Genomic DNA, 21681 nt, shown 5'->3' with positions numbered 1-21681 from the left:
TTCATGTGACTGGAGGAGACGCCATTCAGAGCATTCTTCCCCTCCCTTTAAACAGGATTTCCCGATGACCACCTCCGTCTTGCCTGCGCTGGCAAACAACTTTCTGGGGCAAGCCCCCGGATGGTACAAGCGCACTATTGTTGCTTTTCTGATTCTGAACCCCCTGCTCCTATGGGTGGCCGGCCCTTACATAACGGGCTGGATCCTGGTGCTCGAATTCATCTTTACGCTGGCCATGGCGCTCAAGTGCTATCCGTTGCTGCCAGGCGGCCTGCTGGCGCTGGAAGCCCTGGCCATCGGCATGACCAGTACCGACGCCCTGTATGCAGAGGTTCTGACCAACTTTCCGGTCATTTTGCTGCTCATATTCATGGTTGCCGGCATCTACTTCATGAAAGAGCTGTTGCTGGTAACCTTCACTCGGCTGATTCTTGGAATACGATCAAAGTCGCTGATGGGGCTGTCTTTCTGTCTTGTCGCGGCGGTGCTTTCGGCATTCCTTGATGCGCTTACTGTCACCGCCGTGATCATCAGCGTGGCGGTAGGATTTTATGGTGTCTATCACAAGGTCGCTTCAGCAGGATCGAATCCTGAGAGCCCGACCGAGAGCGGAGACGACGAGGACGACGAGCCTCTGCACCGCGAACATCTCGAGGAGTTTCGCGCTTTTTTGCGCAGCCTGTTGATGCACGGGGCTGTGGGTACGGCTCTGGGCGGCGTATGCACCATGGTCGGGGAGCCGCAGAACCTGTTGATCGCCCGCGTGGCTGACTGGGACTTTGTGGAATTCTTCCTGCTCATGGCGCCGGTCAGCATGCCCGTTCTGGCTGCAGGCCTGACGACCTGTCTGCTGCTGGAGAAAACCGGCTGGTTTGGCTACGGGGCACGCCTGCCCAGACCGGTAAGGCGTGTTCTGGAAGAATTTGCCCGCGAAGAAAAGGCCAAGCGCAAGACTCCGCAAAAAGTCGCATTGGCGGTACAAGCGATTGCCGCCGTGCTACTGGTTGCCGGGCTGGCACTGCATGTAGCCGAAGTCGGTTTCATCGGTCTGATGGTGATTATTCTGATTGCCTCGTTCAACGGCATCATCGATGAGCATCAGATTGGCAAGGCGTTTCAGGAGGCCCTGCCTTTCACGTCCCTGCTGGTTGTCTTTTTCGCGATCGTGGCGGTGATTCACGAGCAGCATCTGTTCAGCCCGATCATCCACGCTGTACTGACGATGTCTCCCGAGTCGCAGCCAAGCATGTTCTTTATCGCCAACGGACTACTGTCGATGATCAGCGATAACGTATTCGTTGCTACCGTCTACATCAGCGAGATAAAGCAAAGCCTGGACAGTGGCGCTATCAGTCGCGAGCAGTTCGAGCGCCTGGCCATCGCGATCAACACCGGGACCAACCTGCCCAGCGTTGCCACCCCCAACGGCCAGGCAGCCTTCCTGTTTCTGCTCACCTCGGCGGTTGCTCCGCTGGTGAGGCTATCCTACGGACGCATGGTGTATATGGCCCTGCCTTATACCCTGGTGATGGGCGGCGTAGGCCTGCTGGCAGTCAATCTCTGGATCTGAAGCCCTGGCGCCCGGTCAGTCGGCCGGGCGTCCGTTCCACAGGGCAAAGCCGGCGGCCTTCTGGATGGCGCCAAGACGCTCGACATGGGCCTGCAACTCACCTTCACTGGCGCTGACCACGCGTAGGGCCGGGCGCTTGCTCGGATCGATACGCCGAATTGCGCTAACCCCGTTGCTGCTCTGATCCTGATCACTGCCCTGCCCGGCCAGCGACAATGCCGTCTGCCCACCTGTCATGATCAGATAGACGTCAGCCAGAATCTCCGCATCCAGCAATGCCCCGTGCAAATCACGCTGGGAGTTGTCGACCATGTAGCGTTTGCACAGGGCGTCGAGACTGTTGCGCTGCCCCGGGTGCTTTTCCCGCGCCATCATCAGGGTGTCAAGCACCCCGCAATGATCGGCCATGTTGCCGTAGGGTGACGACATCAGCTGCAATTCGGAATCAAGAAACCCGATATCGAAGGGTGCGTTGTGAATAATCAGGCGCGCGCCCTTCACAAACTGCATGAAGCCCTCGACCACGTCAGCAAACAGGGGTTTGTCGGCGAGAAATGCATCGGTAATACCGTGCACCGCCAAGGCGCCTTCCTCGACCTCGCGCTCAGGATTGATATACACGTGGAAATGACGGCCAGTCAGGCGCCGATCGACCAGCTCGACACAGCCGATTTCGATGATCCGGTGACCGCTGCGCGGGTCGATACCAGTCGTTTCAGTATCCAGTACAACTTCACGCATGATTCTTGCCCCTGTTTCCCAACACTTCCTGCACACCCAGATTGGCCAGCTCGTCGGCGATCTCGTTCTCGCGATGACCGCTGTGCCCCTTGACCCAACGCCACTCAACCTGGTGCTGATTTACCAGCTCGTCGAGTAGCATCCATAAATCCGCATTTTTAACCGGTTGCTTGCTGGCGGTTTTCCAGCCGCGCTTTTTCCAGTTGGGCATCCACTCGCGAATGCCCTTCATCACATATTCCGAATCGGTAGTCAGGGTAACGCTGGCAGCTTTCTTCAGGGCGCGCAGTCCCATGATGGCAGCCATCAGCTCCATGCGATTATTGGTGGTCATCAGCTCCCCACCGTGCAGCGCCTTTTCATGCTCGCCAAGGCGTAACAACACGCCCCAGCCACCTGGCCCTGGATTACCCTTGCAGGCTCCGTCGGTAAATATTTCAATCGTGTGGGTCATTTCGTGTTCCGTTTTTGCGTCCGTCTGGTGCCCGCAACCAGCGGCGGCAAGCTCAATGCTGGGAAAGCTCTGGCGGTCTGTTTGCGCGGCATGGCGCCGAGCATCTGACGCCGGGCAATCAGGCAGTAGAAACCGCCACAGGGCAATTTGTGCCGAGCGGCCCAATGCTCTATCGGGCGCAGGCGGTTCAGCACGCGTTGCGATTTGAGCGGCGGAAGATAGCATCCATCGATGCGTTTCTCTACCGCAAAACCGAGGACTTCCAGCCAGTCGGACAGCCGCGCCGGGCTTACAAATCCGGCTTCGCTCAGCCAGCTTCGACCAGCAAAATGATTCCAGCCCCAACTGCTCCAGGGATTAAAGCCGAATACCAGTATATGCCCACCCGCGCGCACCGCTTGTCCGGCCTCGCGCAACAGGGTGCTTGGCGTCAGGCAGAAATCCAGCCCATGGTGCAGCAGAACGACGTCCAGCGATTGCGGCGCAAAAGGCCACTGACTCTCTTCCAGCGGTATCGAGGGCGGTTCGCCGATCAGGTCGAAGTGCCAGCGGTTGCGCAGTGTCGACTGTTGTCCGTCCATCATTTCAGGGGCCAGACCGTACTGCACCATATGCTGGCCGAAGCAACGCTCGAGACACTCCTGGGCTACAAGGCGCTGCTGATCCAGAAGCATCTGGCCACCGGGGGTTTCCAGCCACTGGCGCGCCTCGCGCAGCAACCGCATGAGGTCGGCCTGGCTAATCGATCCAGCTTCGAGGTCAGTTCGCATGGTCCACCAGTGATTGGTCAGGTGATGGTTTTTCAACCGCTCCTTTATACATGTGCCCGCAGTCCTATAAGATAAGGCTTCACTCTCTTGAAGGCATTAGCGACATGCTCGAATTTCTGGCATTACCCGCTTTTCAGGACAATTATATCTGGTTGATCCTTGATCCCGTACGTCAGGAAGCGGCAGTGGTCGATCCAGGCGACGCGGTTCCGGTCATCACCTGGCTGGGCCGGCACCCGGAATATCAGCTGCGACATGTACTGGTGACGCACCATCACCGTGACCACACGGGCGGCCTGGCGACCCTCAAGGCGGCGACAGATTGCCGTATCTGGGGCCCCGCAGCAGAAACCATTACCGGCCTGGATCGCCAGCTCAAGGATGGAGATCAGATCAAGATACTTGGCAAGACACTACAGGTCTACGCTGTACCGGGCCATACCCTGGGTCATATCGCCTTCTACTGCGATGATCCCGACGGGCCATGGCTGCTCAGTGGCGATACGCTCTTCGCCGGGGGCTGCGGCCGGCTCTTCGAGGGTACCCCGGAGCAGATGCACGACTCACTCGGGCGCCTCAGCGCACTGCCCGACAACACCAGCATCTACTGCGCCCATGAATATACCCAGGCAAATCTGCGCTTCGCTCACACGGTAGAGCCAGCCAACGATGACATACGAGTCCGCCTTGAAGTAGTCAATGACCTGCGACTGGCGGGTAGAATTACCCTGCCAACTACAGTGGCACTGGAGAAACGCACCAATCCCTTCATGCGCTCCAGCCAGCCCGCTGTCATCCACGCAGCAGGAGAGCAACTGGGCCGTGCAGTTTCTGCCGGCGTCGACACCTTTGCAGCCATACGGGCATGGAAGGATCGATTCTGAGTAGGCGTCCATTGTTTCCTTGACCCTCCGGGACTGAGTTTCTACACTCGGTCAATTTTTTCCGGAACTGCCAATGCCTTTTTTTGTTTCGACCCCGCGTTTTTCATCCAGAGCCCTGCTGCTGATTGCAGGGCTGGCGTTCCTCGCAGGCTGCCAGACCTCGCCGTCTCAGCAGGCCCACAGGAGTGACTCCGGGGCCGAGAGCATCCCGACTCAGACCACCTACGAACGCAACCGCGGCATCATACTGCTGAAGAACGCCAAGGGTCCCCGGTCGGAAATCGAAACCATCACCGCTCGCACTCTGTGGGGCCGGATTCGCCAGGGCTTCATGCTGGACCCGACTGCAATCGACAATCCCCGCATAGACCGCCAACGCCTGGCGTACTCCAGCGAGTCGCGTTATTTCGAAATGACCAGCAAACGCTCCGAACGCTATCTGCACTATGTCGTGGAGCAACTTGATGAGCGTGGCATGCCGCTTGAACTGGCACTGCTGCCCTTTGTCGAGAGCGGCTACAACCCAATGGCGCTTTCACGCTCCCAGGCAGCGGGTATCTGGCAGTTCATCCCATCGACGGGCAAGGTGTTCGACCTGCGTCAGGACTCCTGGTACGACGGTCGACGTGACATCACCGCCTCCACCCAGGCAGCGCTGGACTATCTCAGCAAACTCAACGAGATGTTCGATGGTGACTGGCTGCTCGCGATAGCCGCTTATAACTGTGGCGAAGGCTGTGTGGGTCGTGCGGTCGCGGCTAATCGCGCCAAGGGCCTGCCTGCCGACTACTGGAGCCTGGATCTGCCCCATGAAACCATGAACTACGTGCCCAAGCTGCTGGCCCTGTCACAGATCATCGAACGACCCGAGCTGCACGGCACCGTGCTGCCAGAGCTGGCAGACTCCCCCTATTTCGCAGCAGTTACCATCGAACGCCAACTGGATCTGCACAAGGCTGCAGAATTGGCAGACATACCCACTGAAGATTTCATCAAGTTGAATCCTGCCTTCAAGCAGCGGGTCACTGCGCCGGGAGCCTATCAACTGCTGGTACCCATTGACCGGCTGGAGCAGTTCAGTACTGCGCTCGCCGAGCTGCCCGAAGACGAACACGTGAAATACCAACGCTACAATGTCCGTGCTGGCGACAATCTCTCGCAGATCGCCAGCCGTCACAACGTCAAGGTCTCTGCGCTGCGCGAAGTCAATCAACTCGACAGCAATCTGTTGCGCGTAGGTCAGGTCCTGATGCTGCCTCTGTCCGCCAACAGCCTGTCTGCCCAGGTAGTCTCAGACCAGGCAGTTAGCGCGTCGCGTTCGGCACCCAGCGCCACGGCCACCAGTTATCGGGTCAGGCCTGGCGACAATCTTTGGGAAATTGCCCGCAAGCACGGTATCAGTGTGGCCTCCCTGAAGCAGCAGAACCTCCTTGATACACCGGCTCTACAGGTAGGCCAGACCCTTAAAATTCCCGGGCAGGCAAGATCCTCACAGGCAGAGCAGAGCACGCGCAAACCCATTGTCTACAAGGTCAAGCCAGGTGATTCCCTGTTCAGCATTGCCCGGCAGTTCAATATCGCCATAGACCGTATCCGTGAACACAATGACCTGGGCAGGCACCTGCAGCCAGGTCAGGAGCTGACTCTCAACCTTTACTGAACCGGGTTCCGGACAGCCAACTTCATCCGTGTCTGCGTGCAACCTGTGGGTGCGCGCAAGGGTAACCATGAAACAGATTCTGCGTTCAGCAACCTTGCTGGCCCTGCTCCTCACCGTCGTTGACGTCAGCGCAGGGGTATATCGCCAGCATGGCTATTCCCTTTACGGTCTTCCTCACTACGCAGAGGACTTTGAGCATCTGGACTACGTCAATCCGGATGCGCCAAAGGGCGGCACCCTGAGGGTCATGGGCTCAGGCACTTTTGACACGGTCAATCCCTACACCTTGAAGGGCACCAGCCCGGTCAATACCGGCAACTTCCCGCATTACGGGATCACCGAGCTGAACGAGCCGCTGATGGTGGGCACCGGGCTCTATGACCCCTCCGGCGACGAGCCCTATTCCGCCTACGGCCTGCTCGCCGAAAGTATTGAGTTCGCCGACAATCGCAGCTGGGTTGTATTCAATCTGCATGAGCAGGCGCGCTTTCATGATGGTCAGCCTGTGACCGCCGAAGATGTTGCCTTCAGCTTTCGCACCCTCAGCGAGAAAGGCCACCCCAATTACCGCTCAATGCTTCAGGACGTCTCCCGCGTGGATATTCTGGGCAAAAAACGTATTCGCTTCGTATTCAGTCGCAGTGACAGCCCCCTGTTGATCTTGCGTCTGGGCGAACTGCCGGTTCTGCCCAAGCATTACTGGGAAGGTCGCGAGTTCGGCCAGACCACCTTCGAGCCAGGCCTGAACAGTGGTCCTTACCGGGTGGCTTCAGTCGAGCCCGGGCGGCGCATGGCGTTTGAGCGGGTCAAGGACTACTGGGGGCGGGATCTGCCAATCAATCGCGGTAAATATAACTTCGACCGTATGGAGGTCGAGTTCTACCGGGACAACAACGTCGCCTTCGAAGCATTCAAGGCTGGCGAGTTCGACATCTATTTCGATCACAAGGCCAGTAACTGGGCCAATGCCTATGATTTTCCTGCCGTGCGCAACGGCGCTGTGCACAAGCGCGCCATCCAGCACGCCATACCCAGCGCCACCCAGGCACTGTTCTTCAATGGCCGCCGGACACCCTTTGACGAGCGCAATGTGCGCCAGGCCCTGGGCATGATGTTCGACTTTGAGTGGTCCAACCGGGTGCTGTTCTATGATGCCTATCAGCGCTCATTGAGCTACTACCCCAACAGCCCGTTCAGCGCGACCGGACTACCTGCGGGCCAGGAGTTTCTATATCTGGAGCCGCACCGGGATCAGTTGCCCCCGGAGCTTTTCGTCGAGCCCTTCCGCCTCCCGGGGACTAGCGGACAGGGTGTGCCCCGCAAGACGCTGCGCAAGGCAGTAAGACTGCTCGAAGAAGCAGGTTGGACGCTGCGTAACGGGCGCCTGGAAAACCATGAAGGCAACCAGCTGGTCTTTGAAGTGCTTCTGGTCAACCCCAGTCTTGAGCGGATCCTCCAGCCTTATCGCTCCAACCTAGCACGCCTGGGCATCGATATGCGTATCCGTACCGTTGACCGCGCCCAGTACAAGGCACGACTGGACCAATTCGACTACGACATGATTCTCGCCACCCTGCCCCAGGGGCTGTCTCCGGGACTCGAACAGCATGGCTATTTCCATTCCAGCCAGCGTGACGTCAAGGGCAGCCGCAATTACGCAGGCATAAACAACCCGACCATCGACGAGCTGCTTGAGCATCTGCTGGGCGCCAAGACCCGCGATCAGCAAATAGCCGCGGCCAAGGCTATGGATCGTGTGCTACTTTGGGAACACTATATAATTCCGAACTGGTATATTGACTACCACCGCATAGCACATCGTGCCTGGCTGAAATCGCCCGAGACCCCACCCTATTCGCTCGCCATACGCAGCTGGTGGATGGATCCGGACTTGCAATAAGACAACTTGCAATAGAACAACAAGGTCACCTGATGTCTTTAACCAACAAGCTGTTTTGTGGATTAACCCTGCTCGTTCAGGCAGCTGCGGCTATTGCAGCAACTGCTGGCGATCACGCTCTGACTCTGTACGCTGAGCCCCCGGCCTATGCCGAAGACTTCAGCCACTTCGCCTACGTCAACCCCGACGCCCCCAAGGGGGGTACTCTGCGGTTATCGGGCTTTGGCAGCTTTGATTCGCTGAATGGCTTCATCAGCCGTGGGGCAAGCGCTGATCAGTTATCTCTGATCTACAACACCCTGACTTTTCATGCCCTGGATGAGCCCTTTACCGAATACGGTCTGATAGCAGAGCGTATCGAACGGGCAGAAGACAACACCTGGGTACGCTTTCACCTGCGCCCCGAGGCACGCTTTCACGATGGCAAGGCCGTTACTGCCGCAGATGTCGTCTTTACCTTCAATACCCTGATCGAACAGGGCGCACCCTTTTATAAAGCGTATTACGGTGGCGTTAAAGAAGTGGTGGCCGACTCGGACCTGAGCGTCACCTTTCACTTTCACGATGGCGAGAACCGGGAGTTACCCCTGGTACTCGGTCAGCTGCCAGTACTACCCGCTCATTACTGGGCCGAGCGAGACTTTTCCAAGACCACGCTTGAACCGCCCCTGGGCAGTGGCCCCTATCGAATCAGCAACGTGAGCGGTGGCCGCAACATAACCTATGAACGGGTGAGCGATTACTGGGCAGCGGACTTGCCTGTGCAAAAGGGTTTTTATAATTTTGATCGCGTGATTGTTGATTACTACCGCGACACCGGTGTTGCACTGGAAGCCTTCAAGGCTGGCCAATTCGACCTCAACCAGGAGGTCAGTGCCAAGAACTGGGCCACCGGCTACGACAGCCCTGCCCTGCGCGAGGGTGCAATCATCAAGGAAGAGATACCCAATCTGAACGTTCAGGGGATGCAGGGTTTTGTATTCAACGTCCGCAGACCCATGTTTGAAGATCACAGGGTCCGCGAGGCGATCAGCCTGCTGTTCGATTTCGAGTGGTCCAATTCGGCGCTGTTCCATAACGCCTACACCCGCACTGACAGCTTTTTCGACAACTCCGAACTTGGGGCCAGCGGCCTGCCGGGGCCAGGGGAGCTAGCCCTGCTCGAACCCTGGCGAGAGCATGTACCAGCAGCGGTATTTGCGCAGGCGTACAGCCCACCCAAAACCGACGGCAGCGGGATCATCCGGGAACAGATGCGTGAAGCCTACAGCCTGCTGCAGGAGGCCGGCTGGAAAATAGTCGACGATCGTCTGGTCAATGAAGCTGGCGAGCACCTGAAGTTCGAGTTCCTGATTGCCCAGGCCGACTTCGAGCGAGTACTGCTACCCTACAAGCGCAATCTTGCGTCCCTGGGTATCGAACTGACCCTGCGCCGGGTAGATGTCTCGCAATACATCAACCGGCTACGCTCGCGGGACTTTGATATGGTCGTGACCGGCTTCGGCCAATCCAACTCTCCCGGCAATGAACAGCTTGATTACTGGCATTCATCCAGTGCCGATAATCCGGGTAGCCGCAATCTGATGGGGTTGCAGGATCCCGCAGTGGATGCCCTGGTAGAAGGGCTCATACGGGCGGACTCCCGGGAATCGCTGATCAATCACACCCGCGCCCTGGATCGAGTATTGCTTGCAGGACATTATGTGGTGCCCAATTTCCACACCACAGTGTATCGCGTAGCCCATTGGGACAAGTTCGCTCACCCCGAGACCTCACCCCGCTACGATCTCGGACTCTATACCTGGTGGGTGGATGCCGATAAAGCAACCGCCCTGAAAGGCAAGCCCGCCCCCGTCACCGTCCAGGAAGACTGAGCATGCTGGCTTATATTGTTCGCCGTCTGTTGCTGATTATTCCGACGCTGTTCGGCATCCTGCTGATCAACTTTCTGATCATCCAGGCTGCCCCCGGCGGACCGGTCGAACAAATGATCGCCAATCTGGAGGGTTTTGAGGGCGCCACCAGTCGTATCTCCGGCAGTATGCAGGGCGAGGTAGCCAGCGGCAGTACCTACCGCGGCGCACAGGGACTGGACCCGGATATCATCGCCGAGATCGAACGCATGTACGGTTTCGACAAGCCCGCCCATGAGCGTTTCTGGTTGATGATCAAGGGTTACATGACCTTCGATTTTGGTGACAGCTTCTTCCGCGATGCCAGCGTGATCGACCTGATCATCGAGAAAATGCCCGTATCCATCTCCCTCGGGCTCTGGACCACCCTGATTACCTACCTGATCTCGATCCCCCTGGGTATACGCAAGGCAGTACGCCACGGCTCGACCTTCGATATATGGACCAGCTCTTTAATCATTGTCGGCTACGCGATTCCGGGTTTCTTGCTGGCCATCATGCTGATTGTGGTATTTGCCGGCGGCAGTTATTTCGACTGGTTCCCCTTGCGCGGCCTGACATCCAACAATTTCGAAGAGCTGGGTACCTGGGAGCAGATCAAGGATTACGCCTGGCACCTGGTATTACCAATCACAGCCATGGTGATTGGCAGCTTCGCGACCCTGACGATGCTGACCAAGAACTGCTTCCTGGATGAGATCGGCAAGCAGTACGTGGTGACCGCCAAGGCCAAGGGGCTGTCTGCCGGCCGTGTGCTTTACGGGCATGTATTCCGCAATGCCATGCTGTTGATCATCGCCGGCTTTCCTTCAGCGCTGATCAGCGTGTTCTTCACCGGCGCCCTGTTGATCGAGGTGATCTTTTCCCTGGACGGCCTGGGCCTGCTAGGCTTTGAAGCCGCAATCAACCGGGACTACCCGGTGATGTTCGGCACGCTGTATATCTTCACTCTGCTGGGTCTGATCGTGAAACTGATCGGGGATATCACCTACACCCTGGTCGATCCGCGCATCGACTTCGAAAGCCGGGAGGGTTGAGCATGAGTTTCCGATTTACGCTCTCCCCGCTCAATCGCCGCCGGTTCGGTCTGTTCAAGGCCAACCGCCGAGGCTGGTGGTCCCTGCACATTTTCATGGTGCTCTTTGTGCTGAGTCTGGGAGCCGAATTTGTTGCCAACGACGAGCCGTTGGTAGTCAGCTATCAGGACGCGTTGTATTTCCCGGTCATCAAACGCTATGCCGAAACCGAATTCGGCGGCGAATTTCCAATCACTGCCGATTATCGCAGCCCTTATATTCGCAGTCTGATCGAAGAGGAAGGGGACGGCTGGATGCTCTGGCCACCCATACCCTTCAGCTATGACACCATCAATTACGACCTCCAGGTGCCTGCGCCTGCCCCGCCCTCGGGTGATAACTGGCTGGGCACCGATGACCAGGCACGTGATGTTGCCGCCAGAGTGATCTACGGCTTCCGGATTTCGGTACTCTTTGCGCTGACGCTGACCATTCTCAGCTCCATCATCGGGGTAATTATTGGTGCGGTACAGGGTTTCTATGGCGGGCGTACCGACCTGTTCGGCCAGCGTTTCATCGAAGTCTGGTCCGGGCTGCCAGTCCTCTATCTGCTGATCATTCTGGCCAGCTTCGTGCAGCCGAATTTCTGGTGGCTGCTGGGCATCATGCTGCTGTTCTCGTGGATGGCACTGGTTGATGTGGTCCGCGCCGAATTCCTGCGCGGCCGCAATCTGGAGTACGTGCGCGCTGCCCGGGCCCTGGGAGCAGGCAACCGGATCATCATGTTCCGGCATATTCTGCCCAATGCCATGGTCGCAACCCTGACGTTCTTTCCGTTTATTCTCACCGGCGGCGTTATCACCCTGACGTCGCTGGACTTTCTCGGCTTCGGCCTGCCCGCTGGCTCTCCATCACTGGGCGAGCTCATTGCCCAGGGCAAGGCCAACCTGCAGGCACCCTGGCTGGGCATTACCGCCTTCGTGGTGCTGTCTCTGATGCTCAGCTTGCTAGTGTTCATCGGCGAGGCCCTGCGCGATGCCTTCGACCCCAGGAAATGACATGTCAGATCAGCCATTGATTCGGATCGAAAACCTCAGCGTGGCTTTTGCCAGCGAACATGAAGAAGTCATGGCCGTGCGTGATGTCAGCTTCGATATACGCCCGGGCGAAACCCTGGCGCTGGTCGGCGAAAGCGGTTCCGGCAAATCGGTCACCGCGCACTCCATATTGCGCCTGCTGCCCTACCCCCAGGCACGTCACCCCAGCGGCCGCATTCTGTACAAGGGCGAGGACCTGCTGCAGGCTGGCGAAAAGCGACTACGTCAAGTACGTGGCAATCGTATTTCGATGATCTTCCAGGAGCCGATGAGCTCGCTCAACCCGTTGCATACGGTAGAGCGACAGATCAATGAAGTACTGGTATTGCACAAGGGCCTGAACAAGGCTGCTGCCCGCGAGCGAACCCTGGAATTGCTGGATCTGGTTGGCATACCCGATCCTGCCAGCCGTCTGGGCTCCTATCCCCATGAGCTTTCCGGTGGCCAACGCCAGCGGGTCATGATCGCGATGGCCCTGGCCAATGAGCCCGAGCTGCTGATCGCCGACGAGCCAACCACAGCGCTCGACGTGACCGTACAGCTGAAAATCCTCGAACTGCTCAAATCATTGCAGCAGAAGCTGGGTATGGCGTTGCTGCTGATCAGCCACGACCTGAACCTGGTACGCAGAATTGCCCATCGGGTATGTGTCATGTACCAGGGTTGTGTCGTCGAAGAAAATGAATGTGCCAGGCTATTTGCCGATCCGCAGCATGAATATACCCAGCGGCTGATTGCAGCTGACCCCACGGGAGATCCGGTAACGGTGAATCCCGATGCACCGGTGATACTGCGAGCCGAGCAGCTTCGGGTCTGGTTCCCGATCCGCAAGGGTGTGCTACGGCGCACAGTGGATCATGTCAAAGCCGTAACTGATGCCTCATTTACACTCAAGACGGGGCATACGCTGGGGATTGTGGGGGAAAGCGGTTCAGGCAAGACAACCCTGGGGCTGGCTTTATTGCGGCTGGTGGAAAGCCAGGGCCTGATCGAGTGCAACGGCAAACGTCTGGATGGCTTGAGCCAGAATGCGGTAAGGCCGATGCGCCGGCAGTTTCAGGTGGTTTTTCAGGATCCTTTCGGCAGCCTCAGTCCTCGCATGTCGATTGCCCAGATCATCAGTGAAGGGTTGGAGATCCACGGCATTGGCAATGCTGAAGAGCGTGAGAAAATGGTTATTCAGGCCCTGCAGGAAGTGGGTCTGGAGCCTGCCAGCCGCCACCGCTACCCCCACGAGTTTTCCGGTGGGCAGCGGCAGCGGGTAGCTATAGCCAGGGCTCTGGTACTCAAACCATCCCTGATTCTGCTGGATGAGCCCACCTCGGCGCTTGATCGCACCGTACAGGGCCAGGTAGTCGAGTTGCTCCGCGACCTGCAGCACAGGCACAATCTGAGTTACTTGTTCATCAGCCATGACCTGGCAGTGGTCAGAGCCCTCAGCCACGAGCTGATGGTGATACGTCAGGGTGAAATCGTCGAACAGGGTTCGGCCAGGGAGATATTTTCCTCACCGCAGCATGAATACACGCATCAGCTGCTCGAGGCCGCCTTTGCCAGACCGGTATCCGTCAACACGGCCAAAGACACACAGGCCAAGTAGAAAAACAGGAAACAAGCATGGGATTTTTAAGCGGTAAGCGCGTACTCATCGTTGGCGTAGCCAGCAAATTGTCCATTGCCTCGGGTATCGCTTCGGCAATGCACCGCGAAGGCGCAGAGCTGGCGTTCACCTACCAGAATGACAAGCTCAAGGATCGCGTCGAGAAGTTTGCGGCGGAATGGGGCTCAGGGCCCGAGCTGTGCTTCCCCTGCGATGTGGCGGATGATGCCCAGATCGAAGAGGCATTTGCCCAACTGGCAAAAAAATGGGATGGCCTGGATTGCATAGTGCATTCGGTCGGCTTCGCCCCTGGTGACCAGCTCGACGGCGACTTTACCGCTGTGACTACACGCGAGGGTTTCCGTATTGCCCACGATATCAGCGCCTACAGCTTCGTTGCCCTGGCCAAGGCCGGTCGTGAACTGATGAAGGGCCGCAATGGCAGCCTGCTGACCCTGTCCTATCTGGGCGCTGAGCGCACCATGCCGAACTACAACGTGATGGGCATGGCCAAGGCTAGCCTCGAAGCCGGCGTGCGTTATCTGGCCACCAGCCTGGGCCCGGAAGGAACACGCGTCAATGCGATCTCCGCTGGACCGATCCGCACCCTGGCTGCATCCGGTATCAAGAGCTTCCGCAAGATGCTTTCGCACAACGAAAAGCAGACCCCGATGCGCCGCAACGTAACCATAGATGAAGTCGGTAACGCCGGCGCTTTCCTGTGCTCGGATCTGGCATCCGGCGTGTCCGGTGAAATCATGTACGTGGATGGCGGCTTCAACATCACCGCCATGGGTAATCTGGAAGACTGAGCCGTTTGCGATGGTCGTCTAGAGGACGGCCCCTTTTGCAGCAGCCATCAGAATAGCGGTTTGCCTGACTCCAGGGCCTGAGCTCGGCAAGTTACCGAACTCAGGCCTTTTTTGTTTCAGGTCTGCGCCCTGATGCCGTCAGTAACGGGAACATTGCTCAGATCCGGAAACTGCCGACCAACTGCTGCAGATGCTCAACCTGTTGCTCCAGAGAGCGACAGGCGCGCAGAGTGGCCTGCAGGTTCTCCACCCCTTCCTGATTCAGTGTGTTGATATCAGTAATATCCACGTTCAGGCTTTCTATGACCGAAGTCTGCTCTTCGGTAGCAGTAGCTACTGACTGGTTCATATTGTCAATCTCACCAATGCCACTACTGATGTCGGCCAACCGTTGACCCGCCTGACTTGCCACCGTCACCGTGTGCTCACTGAAACGCTTGCTTTCGTCCATGGCCTGCACCGCGCTCGCCGCATCGCCACGCAAATCAACGATCATTTCGTGGATCTCTCGGGCTGAGCTCTGCGTGCGGTGCGCCAGATTACGCACTTCATCAGCCACAACAGCAAATCCACGACCGGCCTCACCCGCACGCGCCGCTTCAATGGCCGCATTCAGCGCAAGTAGATTGGTTTGCTCCGAAATGCTCTGGATGACATCCAGAATCTTGCCAATATCCGCTGTTCTGGTATTCAGGGCCTGGATGCTGACACTGGCGTTGTCGATCTTGCCTGACAGGTCGCGCATTGCCTGAACTGTTTCGGCAACAACCGCACTGCCCTGCTCCGCACCACCGCGCGCCTTGCTGGCCTGACTGGAGGCATCAGCGGCATTGCGGGCGATTTCCTGGGCAGCAGCGCCCAATTCATTAATGGCCGCGGCCACGCTGTTGGTCCGACTCGATTGCTCATCGGAACTGGCCAGATTTGAGTTCGAGGCATCAAGCACTCGTAGTGCCACGCTGTTGAGCTCGCCACTGGTGGAGGAAACCTGCTTGATCGACGCATGAATACGCTCGATGAACTGGTTGAATGCAGCAGCCAGGGTACCGAATTCGTCCTGACTGGTGACAGGGAGTCGCTGTGTCAGATCACCTTCACCCTGGGCAATATCCCCCAATGCCGCGCTCAGCGTCTTCAATGGTCGCAGCAAATACCGCATCAACAACCCCAGGAGCAGAACAATACTCACAATCGCGACCAGCGACGCAATCAGTGCAGAGACGCGAAACCGGGTCAGGCTGGCGAATGCCGCATTCTTGTCTACTGAAAGCCCCACATACCAATCGACACCCGGTAGACCCACTACAGGCAGAAAGGTCACCAACCGTGGATGCCCTTGAAGATCCACTTCCGCCAAGCGGTTATCGAGAACAGGACTGCTCCCGGTATAGATGTCACTGAGCCGCTGCATTTGCAAATTGGTATCCGGGTGGACCAACACAGTGCCATTGCTACTCACCAGGAAAGCGTGACCCATGCCGTTGAAGTCCAGGGCATTGATAATGCCCGACACTTTCTGCAGATTCAGGTCTCCTCCCACTACGCCGCTACCCGAAGGCGTGGCTACGGTGATAATCAAATCACCGGTGGCTGCATCCAGATAAGGTTCGGTAAGAGTGGTAGCACCCAGCTTTTTAGCTTCACTGTACCAGGGCCGGGTTCTGGGATCGTAGTCAGCGGGCATTTCCGACTCAGGTCGCATGGTAAAGCTGCCGTCAGTCTCACCCAGATAACTGAAGTCGAAGGTTTGCTTCAGAGTGCGCTGTTCAAGCAATTCAACCCGACGACTGCCGTCATCTGCAGCCAGGTTGGTCGCGAGACTTTCCATAAGTAAAATCCGGCCGGACAACCAGTTACTGATATTTTCGGCGGTTAGGCTGCCGGCGTCGGTAAGGTAGGTTTGCAGACTTTCCTGCAATGTCTTGCGCTGGATGTAATCGTTGTAGACTGCAAAGGCCAGAAAGACGGACACCACCACAAGGCAGGCAGCCGTCAATATTTTATGACTGAAGCGCAAATGCATGGACATGGCAGCGATGCTCTTTAGGAGGGGCTTCTTAAGTTAACGCAGCTCTGTACTGAAACTTTAGCTTTATTTGCTAGCGCAGGATTCTGCGCAAGTCAAATCAACAAAAAAAAGCCACTCCCATGACAGGAGTGGCTTTTTTTGGCCAGGCTTTTACGGGTAGGCGGCCGCTATTGACCGCCTTGATTCTCAGAAACGCTCTACGTCAGCCCGCTCTTGAAGGCTTTCCTGCAGCGCAGTGAAATCCTGTTGCCCGGTCTGCCCAGCAATGTACCGCTTGTAAAGGTCGCTTTCAGCCGAAGCCTCTAGTGACTCCGGCGTAGCTACGCCGCGCAGCTCAACAATCCACTGACTGCCGTCAGCCTGACGGGCGTGACCATATACAGAGTCACCCTCAGACGGACGCGGCATGGCGAAGACATTACGCAACAGCATCTGCGGCAACTCGTTGTTGGACCTGTTGATGGCTTCATGGCTTTCCCAGGAAGCAGCGAGCTGCTCGGCCACTTGCTGAGGCTCTGTGCTATTGGACTCCAAGGCCGTTACCAGCTCTTCAGCCTGTCCACGGGTTTGCTCTACGGCTTTCTGGAAACTCAGGGTATCGGCTATATCGGCAGATACCTCTTCGAGTGGCCGCTGCTTGGCTCGCATGTGTTCTTTCACCCTGATCACTACGGAAGTATCGGCATCGAGTTCCAGTAGCTGGCTGTTCAGGCCGTCCTGCAGGACCTCCTCCTCAAAAGCAGCAGTCATGACCCGCGGGTTGGCTGCCAGACCTTCACCACCTTCGCGGCCGACCGGGCCGATAGTTTCAACTTCAAGTCCCAGGGCACGCGCCGGTTCGGCAAGGTCTGGAGACTCATAAGACAGATTGGCCAGCTCACGGGAAGCCTCGACGTAGCGACGCTCTACCTGCTCGGCTTTCAACTCCGCCACCAGCCCTTCGCGCATGGAATCCAGGCTGGGCATTTCCGGCGCAGCCATACCTGTAAGCTTGATCAGGTGGTAACCAAAACTGGTGCGAACCGGGTCAGACACCTCGCCCTCTTCCAGTGCAAAGAGCGCATCATCAAACTCCGGATCAAAGCTACCCCGCACGGTGTAGCCCAGGTCTCCACCGCTAGCAGCGGTACCGATATCGTCGGATACTTCCTCGACCAGTTGGGCAAATTTTTCACCGGCATCCAGTCGCTCCCGAGCAGCTTGCGCCTGTTCGAGGGCCTGTTCTTCGCTGACCTCGTCTGTCACCTCTATGAGGATATGCGAAGCGCGACGCTGCTCTGTCAAGTTGCCGATCTCACGCTCATACAGGGCCTGCAAAGCCTGTTCGTCGACTTCTACCTGCTCGAAGAAGTCGTTTCGCGACAGCTCCAGCACCTCCAGCACAACCTGTTCTTCGGTCATGAACTGATCTGCATTGGCGGTGTAATAGGTTTCGATTTCCTCTTCGGCCACATCGATTTCATCACGCAGGATGGGCAATTCAATTACGGCGAAATCGCGGGTCTGCTCTTCCAGGCGAGCGAGTTGCAGCCGCTCGGTCCGGGTAGCAAAAGCTGTGGCTTCAAATGCATTGCGTAACTGAGCAAGCAACAACTCCTGGCGAACCAGGTCGCGAAACGCCAGACGTGAACCCAACCCCATATTGCGGATGACAATATCGAACCGGTTGGCATCAAACTCACCCTCTACCTGAAAATCCGGGGTGGAGAGGATCAACTGATCGATCATGGGCTCTGAAATGCGCAGATCAAAATCCCGAGCCCCCTCGACCAGCACCGCTCGCTCGATCAGACCATCAAGCACCGACTGACGCAGTAACCCATCGTCAATCATATTGGGGTCGAAGTTGTCGTTAAGCTGCTGCAGTTGCTGCACCAGCTGGCGACGCTGCAGTGCGACGGCTTGCTCCAGCTCGAACTTGGTGATTTCTGTCCCGTTGACCGCGGCAGCATTCTGATCGTTGCTACCGAAACGGCTAATGGATTCCCAGCCGGTCAAAGCGAAAATCAGCACAATGACGCCTACGATCACCTTGGCGACCCAGCTTTGCGCATTGTCCCTCATTTTTTGCAGCATCTTGCCCCCGAAACCCTAGTCATCTACAGCCACCCTATGGCGCTGCCTGTACCGCCGATCATTGATCGCCGGCCTGTTATTCTTTGGTAAACAAAAAAGGCGCATCAAGGATGATGCGCCTTCTTGGAAACTGACCGAACCACATGAGTGGAAGCTTGCCTCAACAGCGATTGTAGCTGCGCCTGGCTATGGTTCGAAGTAGATACCAGGGCTTGCGCCCCGACACAGACAATCAGTAACTGGACGCGCTCAGTTCACAGCGTCCTTCAGTGCCTTACCCGCTTTGAAACCCGGAATCTTGGCGGCGCTGATTTCAATCGGCTTGCCAGTCTGTGGGTTGCGGCCGGTGCGAGCAGCGCGATCCTTGACAGCGAAAGTACCAAAACCAACCAGCACTACCGAATCACCAGCCTTCAGGGCGTCGGTGATGGACTCGATGACGGCGTCAAGAGCACGGCCAGCTGCAGCTTTAGGAATATCGGCGGAAGCGGCAATGGCATCAATCAATTCAGACTTGTTCACTCTAAGTCCCCTTATTAATTTCAAATGAGTTGTTAGTCGTTTTGTAAGCTTGTGGTCTTAGCAAAGCTGTGGCCAGTCAGCATACCTGCGAAGGTCGAAGCACGCTTTATAGCAAGCGGTCAAAAACCGTGTCAAGGAATGCCTGTGGTACCCCCGGTCCGCTCGCGAACAGATTACCCTGTTGGATGACTGTTCGGAAGCGGACCGCTGCTACCTCAGTGGGTACTGATACGCTTTTTCGTATCGGTAGTCTGATTGTCATCCTTTGCAACCATCTCTTCAACCCCTTCTTGCAAGGGCTCCGGCACGTATTGCAGCGCAATCTGCAATACTTCGTCAATCCATTTCACCGGCTTTATCTCAATATCCTCCTTGATGTTGTCGGGGATCTCCTTGAGATCCCGAATATTATCGTAGGGAATGATGACTGTCTTGATTCCACCGCGATGCGCCGCAAGCAGCTTTTCCTTGAGACCACCAATCTGCAGAACCTGTCCGCGCAGGGTGATTTCTCCGGTCATGGCTACGTCTGCCCGGACCGGAATACGGGTCAGGGCTGACACCAGCGCCGTGCACATACCAACGCCGGCACTGGGGCCGTCCTTCGGCGTAGCCCCTTCCGGAACGTGGATATGGATATCGTGCTTCTCGTGGAAGTCTGCACCCAGACCCAGGCTACTCGCACGGCTACGAACCACTGTCAGGGCCGCACTGATGGATTCCTGCATGACATCACCCAGAGAGCCAGTCTTGATCTGGCGGCCCTTACCGGGCACCACAGCGGCTTCCAGGCTGAGCAGCTCGCCACCAACCTGGGTCCACGCAAGGCCGGTCACCTGACCAATCTGATCGGCCTCCTCGGCCAGTCCGTACTTGAACTTGCGTACCCCGAGCAATTCTTCCAACAGATCGCCATCGACCACCACCTTGTCCTTGGCCTTGCTGCCAACCTGTGTTCTGACCACCTTGCGGCACAGTTTGGCGATCTGTCGTTCCAGTCCACGCACACCGGCTTCGCGGGTGTAATAACGAATAATGTCGCGCAGGGACTCGCGGGTGAATGTCAGCTCGTCTTTCTTCAACCCGTTGTTCTTGATCTGCTTGGCAACCAGATAACGCTCGGCGATGTTGATCTTTTCATCCTCGGTGTAACCGGGAATGCGGATGACCTCCATACGGTCAAGCAACGGCGCGGGAATATTCATCGAGTTGGCGGTACAGATGAACATCACGTCGGACAGATCGTAATCAACTTCGAGGTAATGATCGTTGAAGTTGTGATTCTGCTCGGGATCAAGCACCTCGAGCAAAGCCGATGAGGGATCACCGCGCATATCGGCGCCCATCTTGTCGATTTCGTCGAGCAGAAACAGCGGGTTCTTGACTCCGGCCTTGGACATTTTCTGAATGACCTTACCCGGCAGCGAGCCGATATAGGTACGCCGGTGACCGCGAATCTCGGCTTCATCTCGCACGCCCCCCAGGGCCATGCGGACAAACTTGCGATTGGTCGCCCGGGCCAGGGATTCACCCAACGAGGTCTTGCCCACACCCGGAGGGCCTACCAGGCAGAGCACAGGGCCCTTCAGTTTACGTACGCGCTTCTGCACCGCCAGATACTCGAGAATACGCTCCTTGACCTCCTCAAGACCGTAGTGGTCGGCATCCAGGACTGCTTCGGCACGTTCGGGGTCATTGCGTACCTTGCTGGCCTTTTTCCAGGGCACATTGGCCAGCCATTCGATGTAGGAACGCACAACTGTCGCCTCAGCAGACATGGGCGACATCATCTTCAACTTGTTCAACTCGGTGGTCGCCTTGGCGAGAGCTTCTTTGCTCATGCCGGCAGCGTCGACCTTGGCCTTCAATTCGTCGAATTCGTTGTTGCCATCCTCGCCGCTGCCCATCTCTTTCTGAATGGCCTTCATTTGCTCGTTCAGATAGTACTCGCGCTGGCTACGTTCCATCTGCTTCTTGACGCGACCGCGGATGCGTTTTTCTACCTGAAGCAGATCGATCTCACTGTCTAGCACGCCTAGAACATGCTCTACGCGCTCTCGCAGAGGCAGGATCTCCAATATCTCCTGCTTCTGATCCAGCTTGAGAGTCAGGTGGGCGGCCATGGTGTCAACCAGCCGTCCGGCCTCTTCGATACTGGACAGCGATGACAGCACTTCAGCCGGCACCTTTTTGCCCAACTGCACAAACTGCTCGAACTGACTCATCAGACTGCGAATCAGCACTTCAGCCTCGCGGGCATCCAGCTCGCTTTCATCAAGGGGTGTTGCGCGGGCGACCTGATAGGTGCCCAGCTCATCTACCTGTTCGATGCGTGCACGCTGCTCGCCCTCGACCAGCACCTTGACGGTGCCGTCGGGGAGCTTGAGCAGTTGCAGGATCGTCGCTACGGTGCCCAGGCTGTAGATACCATCCTGGCCCGGATCATCCTCGCTGGGGTCACGCTGGGCTACCAGCAGAACCTGCTTGTCGCCGGCCATCGCCGCTTCCAGCGCCTCGATGGATTTGTCGCGGCCCACAAACAGCGGGATGACCATGTGGGGGTAAACCACTACATCGCGTAGCGGCAGGAGCGGAAATTCGCTAGGTGTCGTCATGGCTGAAACTCGCTTGCTGGGG

Annotated in this window: 16 protein-coding genes; 9 read left to right on the top strand and 7 right to left on the bottom strand. The window is 57.2% G+C overall.

All coding sequences use genetic code 11. The features are described 5' to 3' along the window. Positions 1 to 64 precede the first annotated feature (64 nt). Entirely contained in the window at positions 65 to 1570 is a 1506-nt protein-coding gene (gene nhaB / locus IEV54_RS15695) for a sodium/proton antiporter NhaB (protein ID WP_150279088.1), read from the top strand. A gap of 15 nt (positions 1571 to 1585) precedes the next feature. Here the strand turns inward: nhaB and dnaQ are convergent, their stop codons facing one another. The 3 genes from dnaQ to IEV54_RS15680 are packed head-to-tail and all read right to left on the bottom strand — an operon-like array spanning position 1586 to position 3535. Next, positions 1586 to 2311 (bottom strand): DNA polymerase III subunit epsilon, encoded by a 726-nt coding sequence (gene dnaQ / locus IEV54_RS15690; RefSeq protein WP_150279087.1) that lies wholly within the window; start codon positions 2309 to 2311, stop codon positions 1586 to 1588. Further along, positions 2304 to 2765, bottom strand: coding sequence for a ribonuclease HI (rnhA, locus tag IEV54_RS15685; RefSeq protein ID WP_150279086.1), 462 nt, complete (start codon positions 2763 to 2765; stop codon positions 2304 to 2306). Before rnhA ends, dnaQ begins: the two co-directional genes overlap by 8 nt. Then, entirely contained in the window at positions 2762 to 3535 is a 774-nt protein-coding gene (locus IEV54_RS15680) for a class I SAM-dependent methyltransferase (protein WP_150279085.1), read from the bottom strand. Before IEV54_RS15680 ends, rnhA begins: the two co-directional genes overlap by 4 nt. 104 nt (positions 3536 to 3639) lie before the next feature. On the opposite strand from IEV54_RS15680, the gene gloB reads away from it, so the two are divergent. The 8 genes from gloB (at position 3640) to fabI (ending at position 14417) form a co-directional block, all read left to right on the top strand. Continuing rightward, the gene (gene gloB, locus IEV54_RS15675; protein ID WP_150279084.1) at positions 3640 to 4419 is read left to right on the top strand and encodes a hydroxyacylglutathione hydrolase; all 780 of its coding nucleotides are present in this window, start codon (positions 3640 to 3642) and stop codon (positions 4417 to 4419) included. A gap of 73 nt (positions 4420 to 4492) precedes the next feature. Further along, on the top strand, positions 4493 to 6079 hold the full coding sequence (locus IEV54_RS15670; RefSeq protein ID WP_150279083.1) for a lytic transglycosylase: 1587 nt from the start codon (positions 4493 to 4495) through the stop codon (positions 6077 to 6079). Between the two features lie 67 nt (positions 6080 to 6146). Then, a complete protein-coding gene (locus IEV54_RS15665) occupies positions 6147 to 7979 on the top strand; it encodes an extracellular solute-binding protein (protein WP_150279082.1) in 1833 nt (610 codons plus the stop codon). Between the two features lie 32 nt (positions 7980 to 8011). Then, on the top strand, positions 8012 to 9853 hold the full coding sequence (locus IEV54_RS15660) for an extracellular solute-binding protein (protein WP_150279081.1): 1842 nt from the start codon (positions 8012 to 8014) through the stop codon (positions 9851 to 9853). Between the two features lie 2 nt (positions 9854 to 9855). Further along, on the top strand, positions 9856 to 10929 hold the full coding sequence (locus tag IEV54_RS15655) for a microcin C ABC transporter permease YejB (RefSeq protein WP_150279080.1): 1074 nt from the start codon (positions 9856 to 9858) through the stop codon (positions 10927 to 10929). Between the two features lie 2 nt (positions 10930 to 10931). Beyond that, positions 10932 to 11966 carry an ABC transporter permease gene (locus IEV54_RS15650; protein WP_150279079.1) on the top strand — a complete coding sequence of 345 codons (1035 nt, stop codon included), beginning with the start codon at positions 10932 to 10934 and terminating at the stop codon, positions 11964 to 11966. A 1-nt stretch (position 11967) separates the two neighbouring features. Next, on the top strand, positions 11968 to 13605 hold the full coding sequence (locus IEV54_RS15645) for an ABC transporter ATP-binding protein (RefSeq protein ID WP_150279078.1): 1638 nt from the start codon (positions 11968 to 11970) through the stop codon (positions 13603 to 13605). Positions 13606 to 13622: 17 nt separating this feature from the next. Next, the gene (fabI, locus tag IEV54_RS15640; RefSeq protein WP_150279077.1) at positions 13623 to 14417 is read left to right on the top strand and encodes an enoyl-ACP reductase FabI; all 795 of its coding nucleotides are present in this window, start codon (positions 13623 to 13625) and stop codon (positions 14415 to 14417) included. 157 nt (positions 14418 to 14574) lie between these two features. Here fabI and IEV54_RS15635 read toward each other — a convergent pair whose 3' ends face one another. The 4 genes from IEV54_RS15635 to lon all read right to left on the bottom strand — a co-directional run bounded on the left by IEV54_RS15635 (position 14575) and on the right by lon (position 21659). Next, a complete protein-coding gene (locus IEV54_RS15635; protein ID WP_150279076.1) occupies positions 14575 to 16446 on the bottom strand; it encodes a methyl-accepting chemotaxis protein in 1872 nt (623 codons plus the stop codon). Between the two features lie 186 nt (positions 16447 to 16632). Continuing rightward, the gene (locus tag IEV54_RS15630) at positions 16633 to 18522 is read right to left on the bottom strand and encodes a SurA N-terminal domain-containing protein (protein ID WP_150279075.1); all 1890 of its coding nucleotides are present in this window, start codon (positions 18520 to 18522) and stop codon (positions 16633 to 16635) included. Between the two features lie 249 nt (positions 18523 to 18771). After that, positions 18772 to 19068, bottom strand: coding sequence for an HU family DNA-binding protein (locus IEV54_RS15625; protein ID WP_263363789.1), 297 nt, complete (start codon positions 19066 to 19068; stop codon positions 18772 to 18774). Positions 19069 to 19259: 191 nt separating this feature from the next. Then, positions 19260 to 21659, bottom strand: a complete 2400-nt coding sequence (lon, locus tag IEV54_RS15620; protein ID WP_150279073.1) for an endopeptidase La — start codon at positions 21657 to 21659, stop codon at positions 19260 to 19262. Positions 21660 to 21681: the final 22 nt, after the last annotated feature.

The organism is Halopseudomonas salina, assembly GCF_014637955.1.
In the GTDB taxonomy this organism is placed as follows: domain Bacteria; phylum Pseudomonadota; class Gammaproteobacteria; order Pseudomonadales; family Pseudomonadaceae; genus Halopseudomonas; species Halopseudomonas salina.
This window is presented reverse-complemented; position numbering and strand designations above follow the sequence as displayed.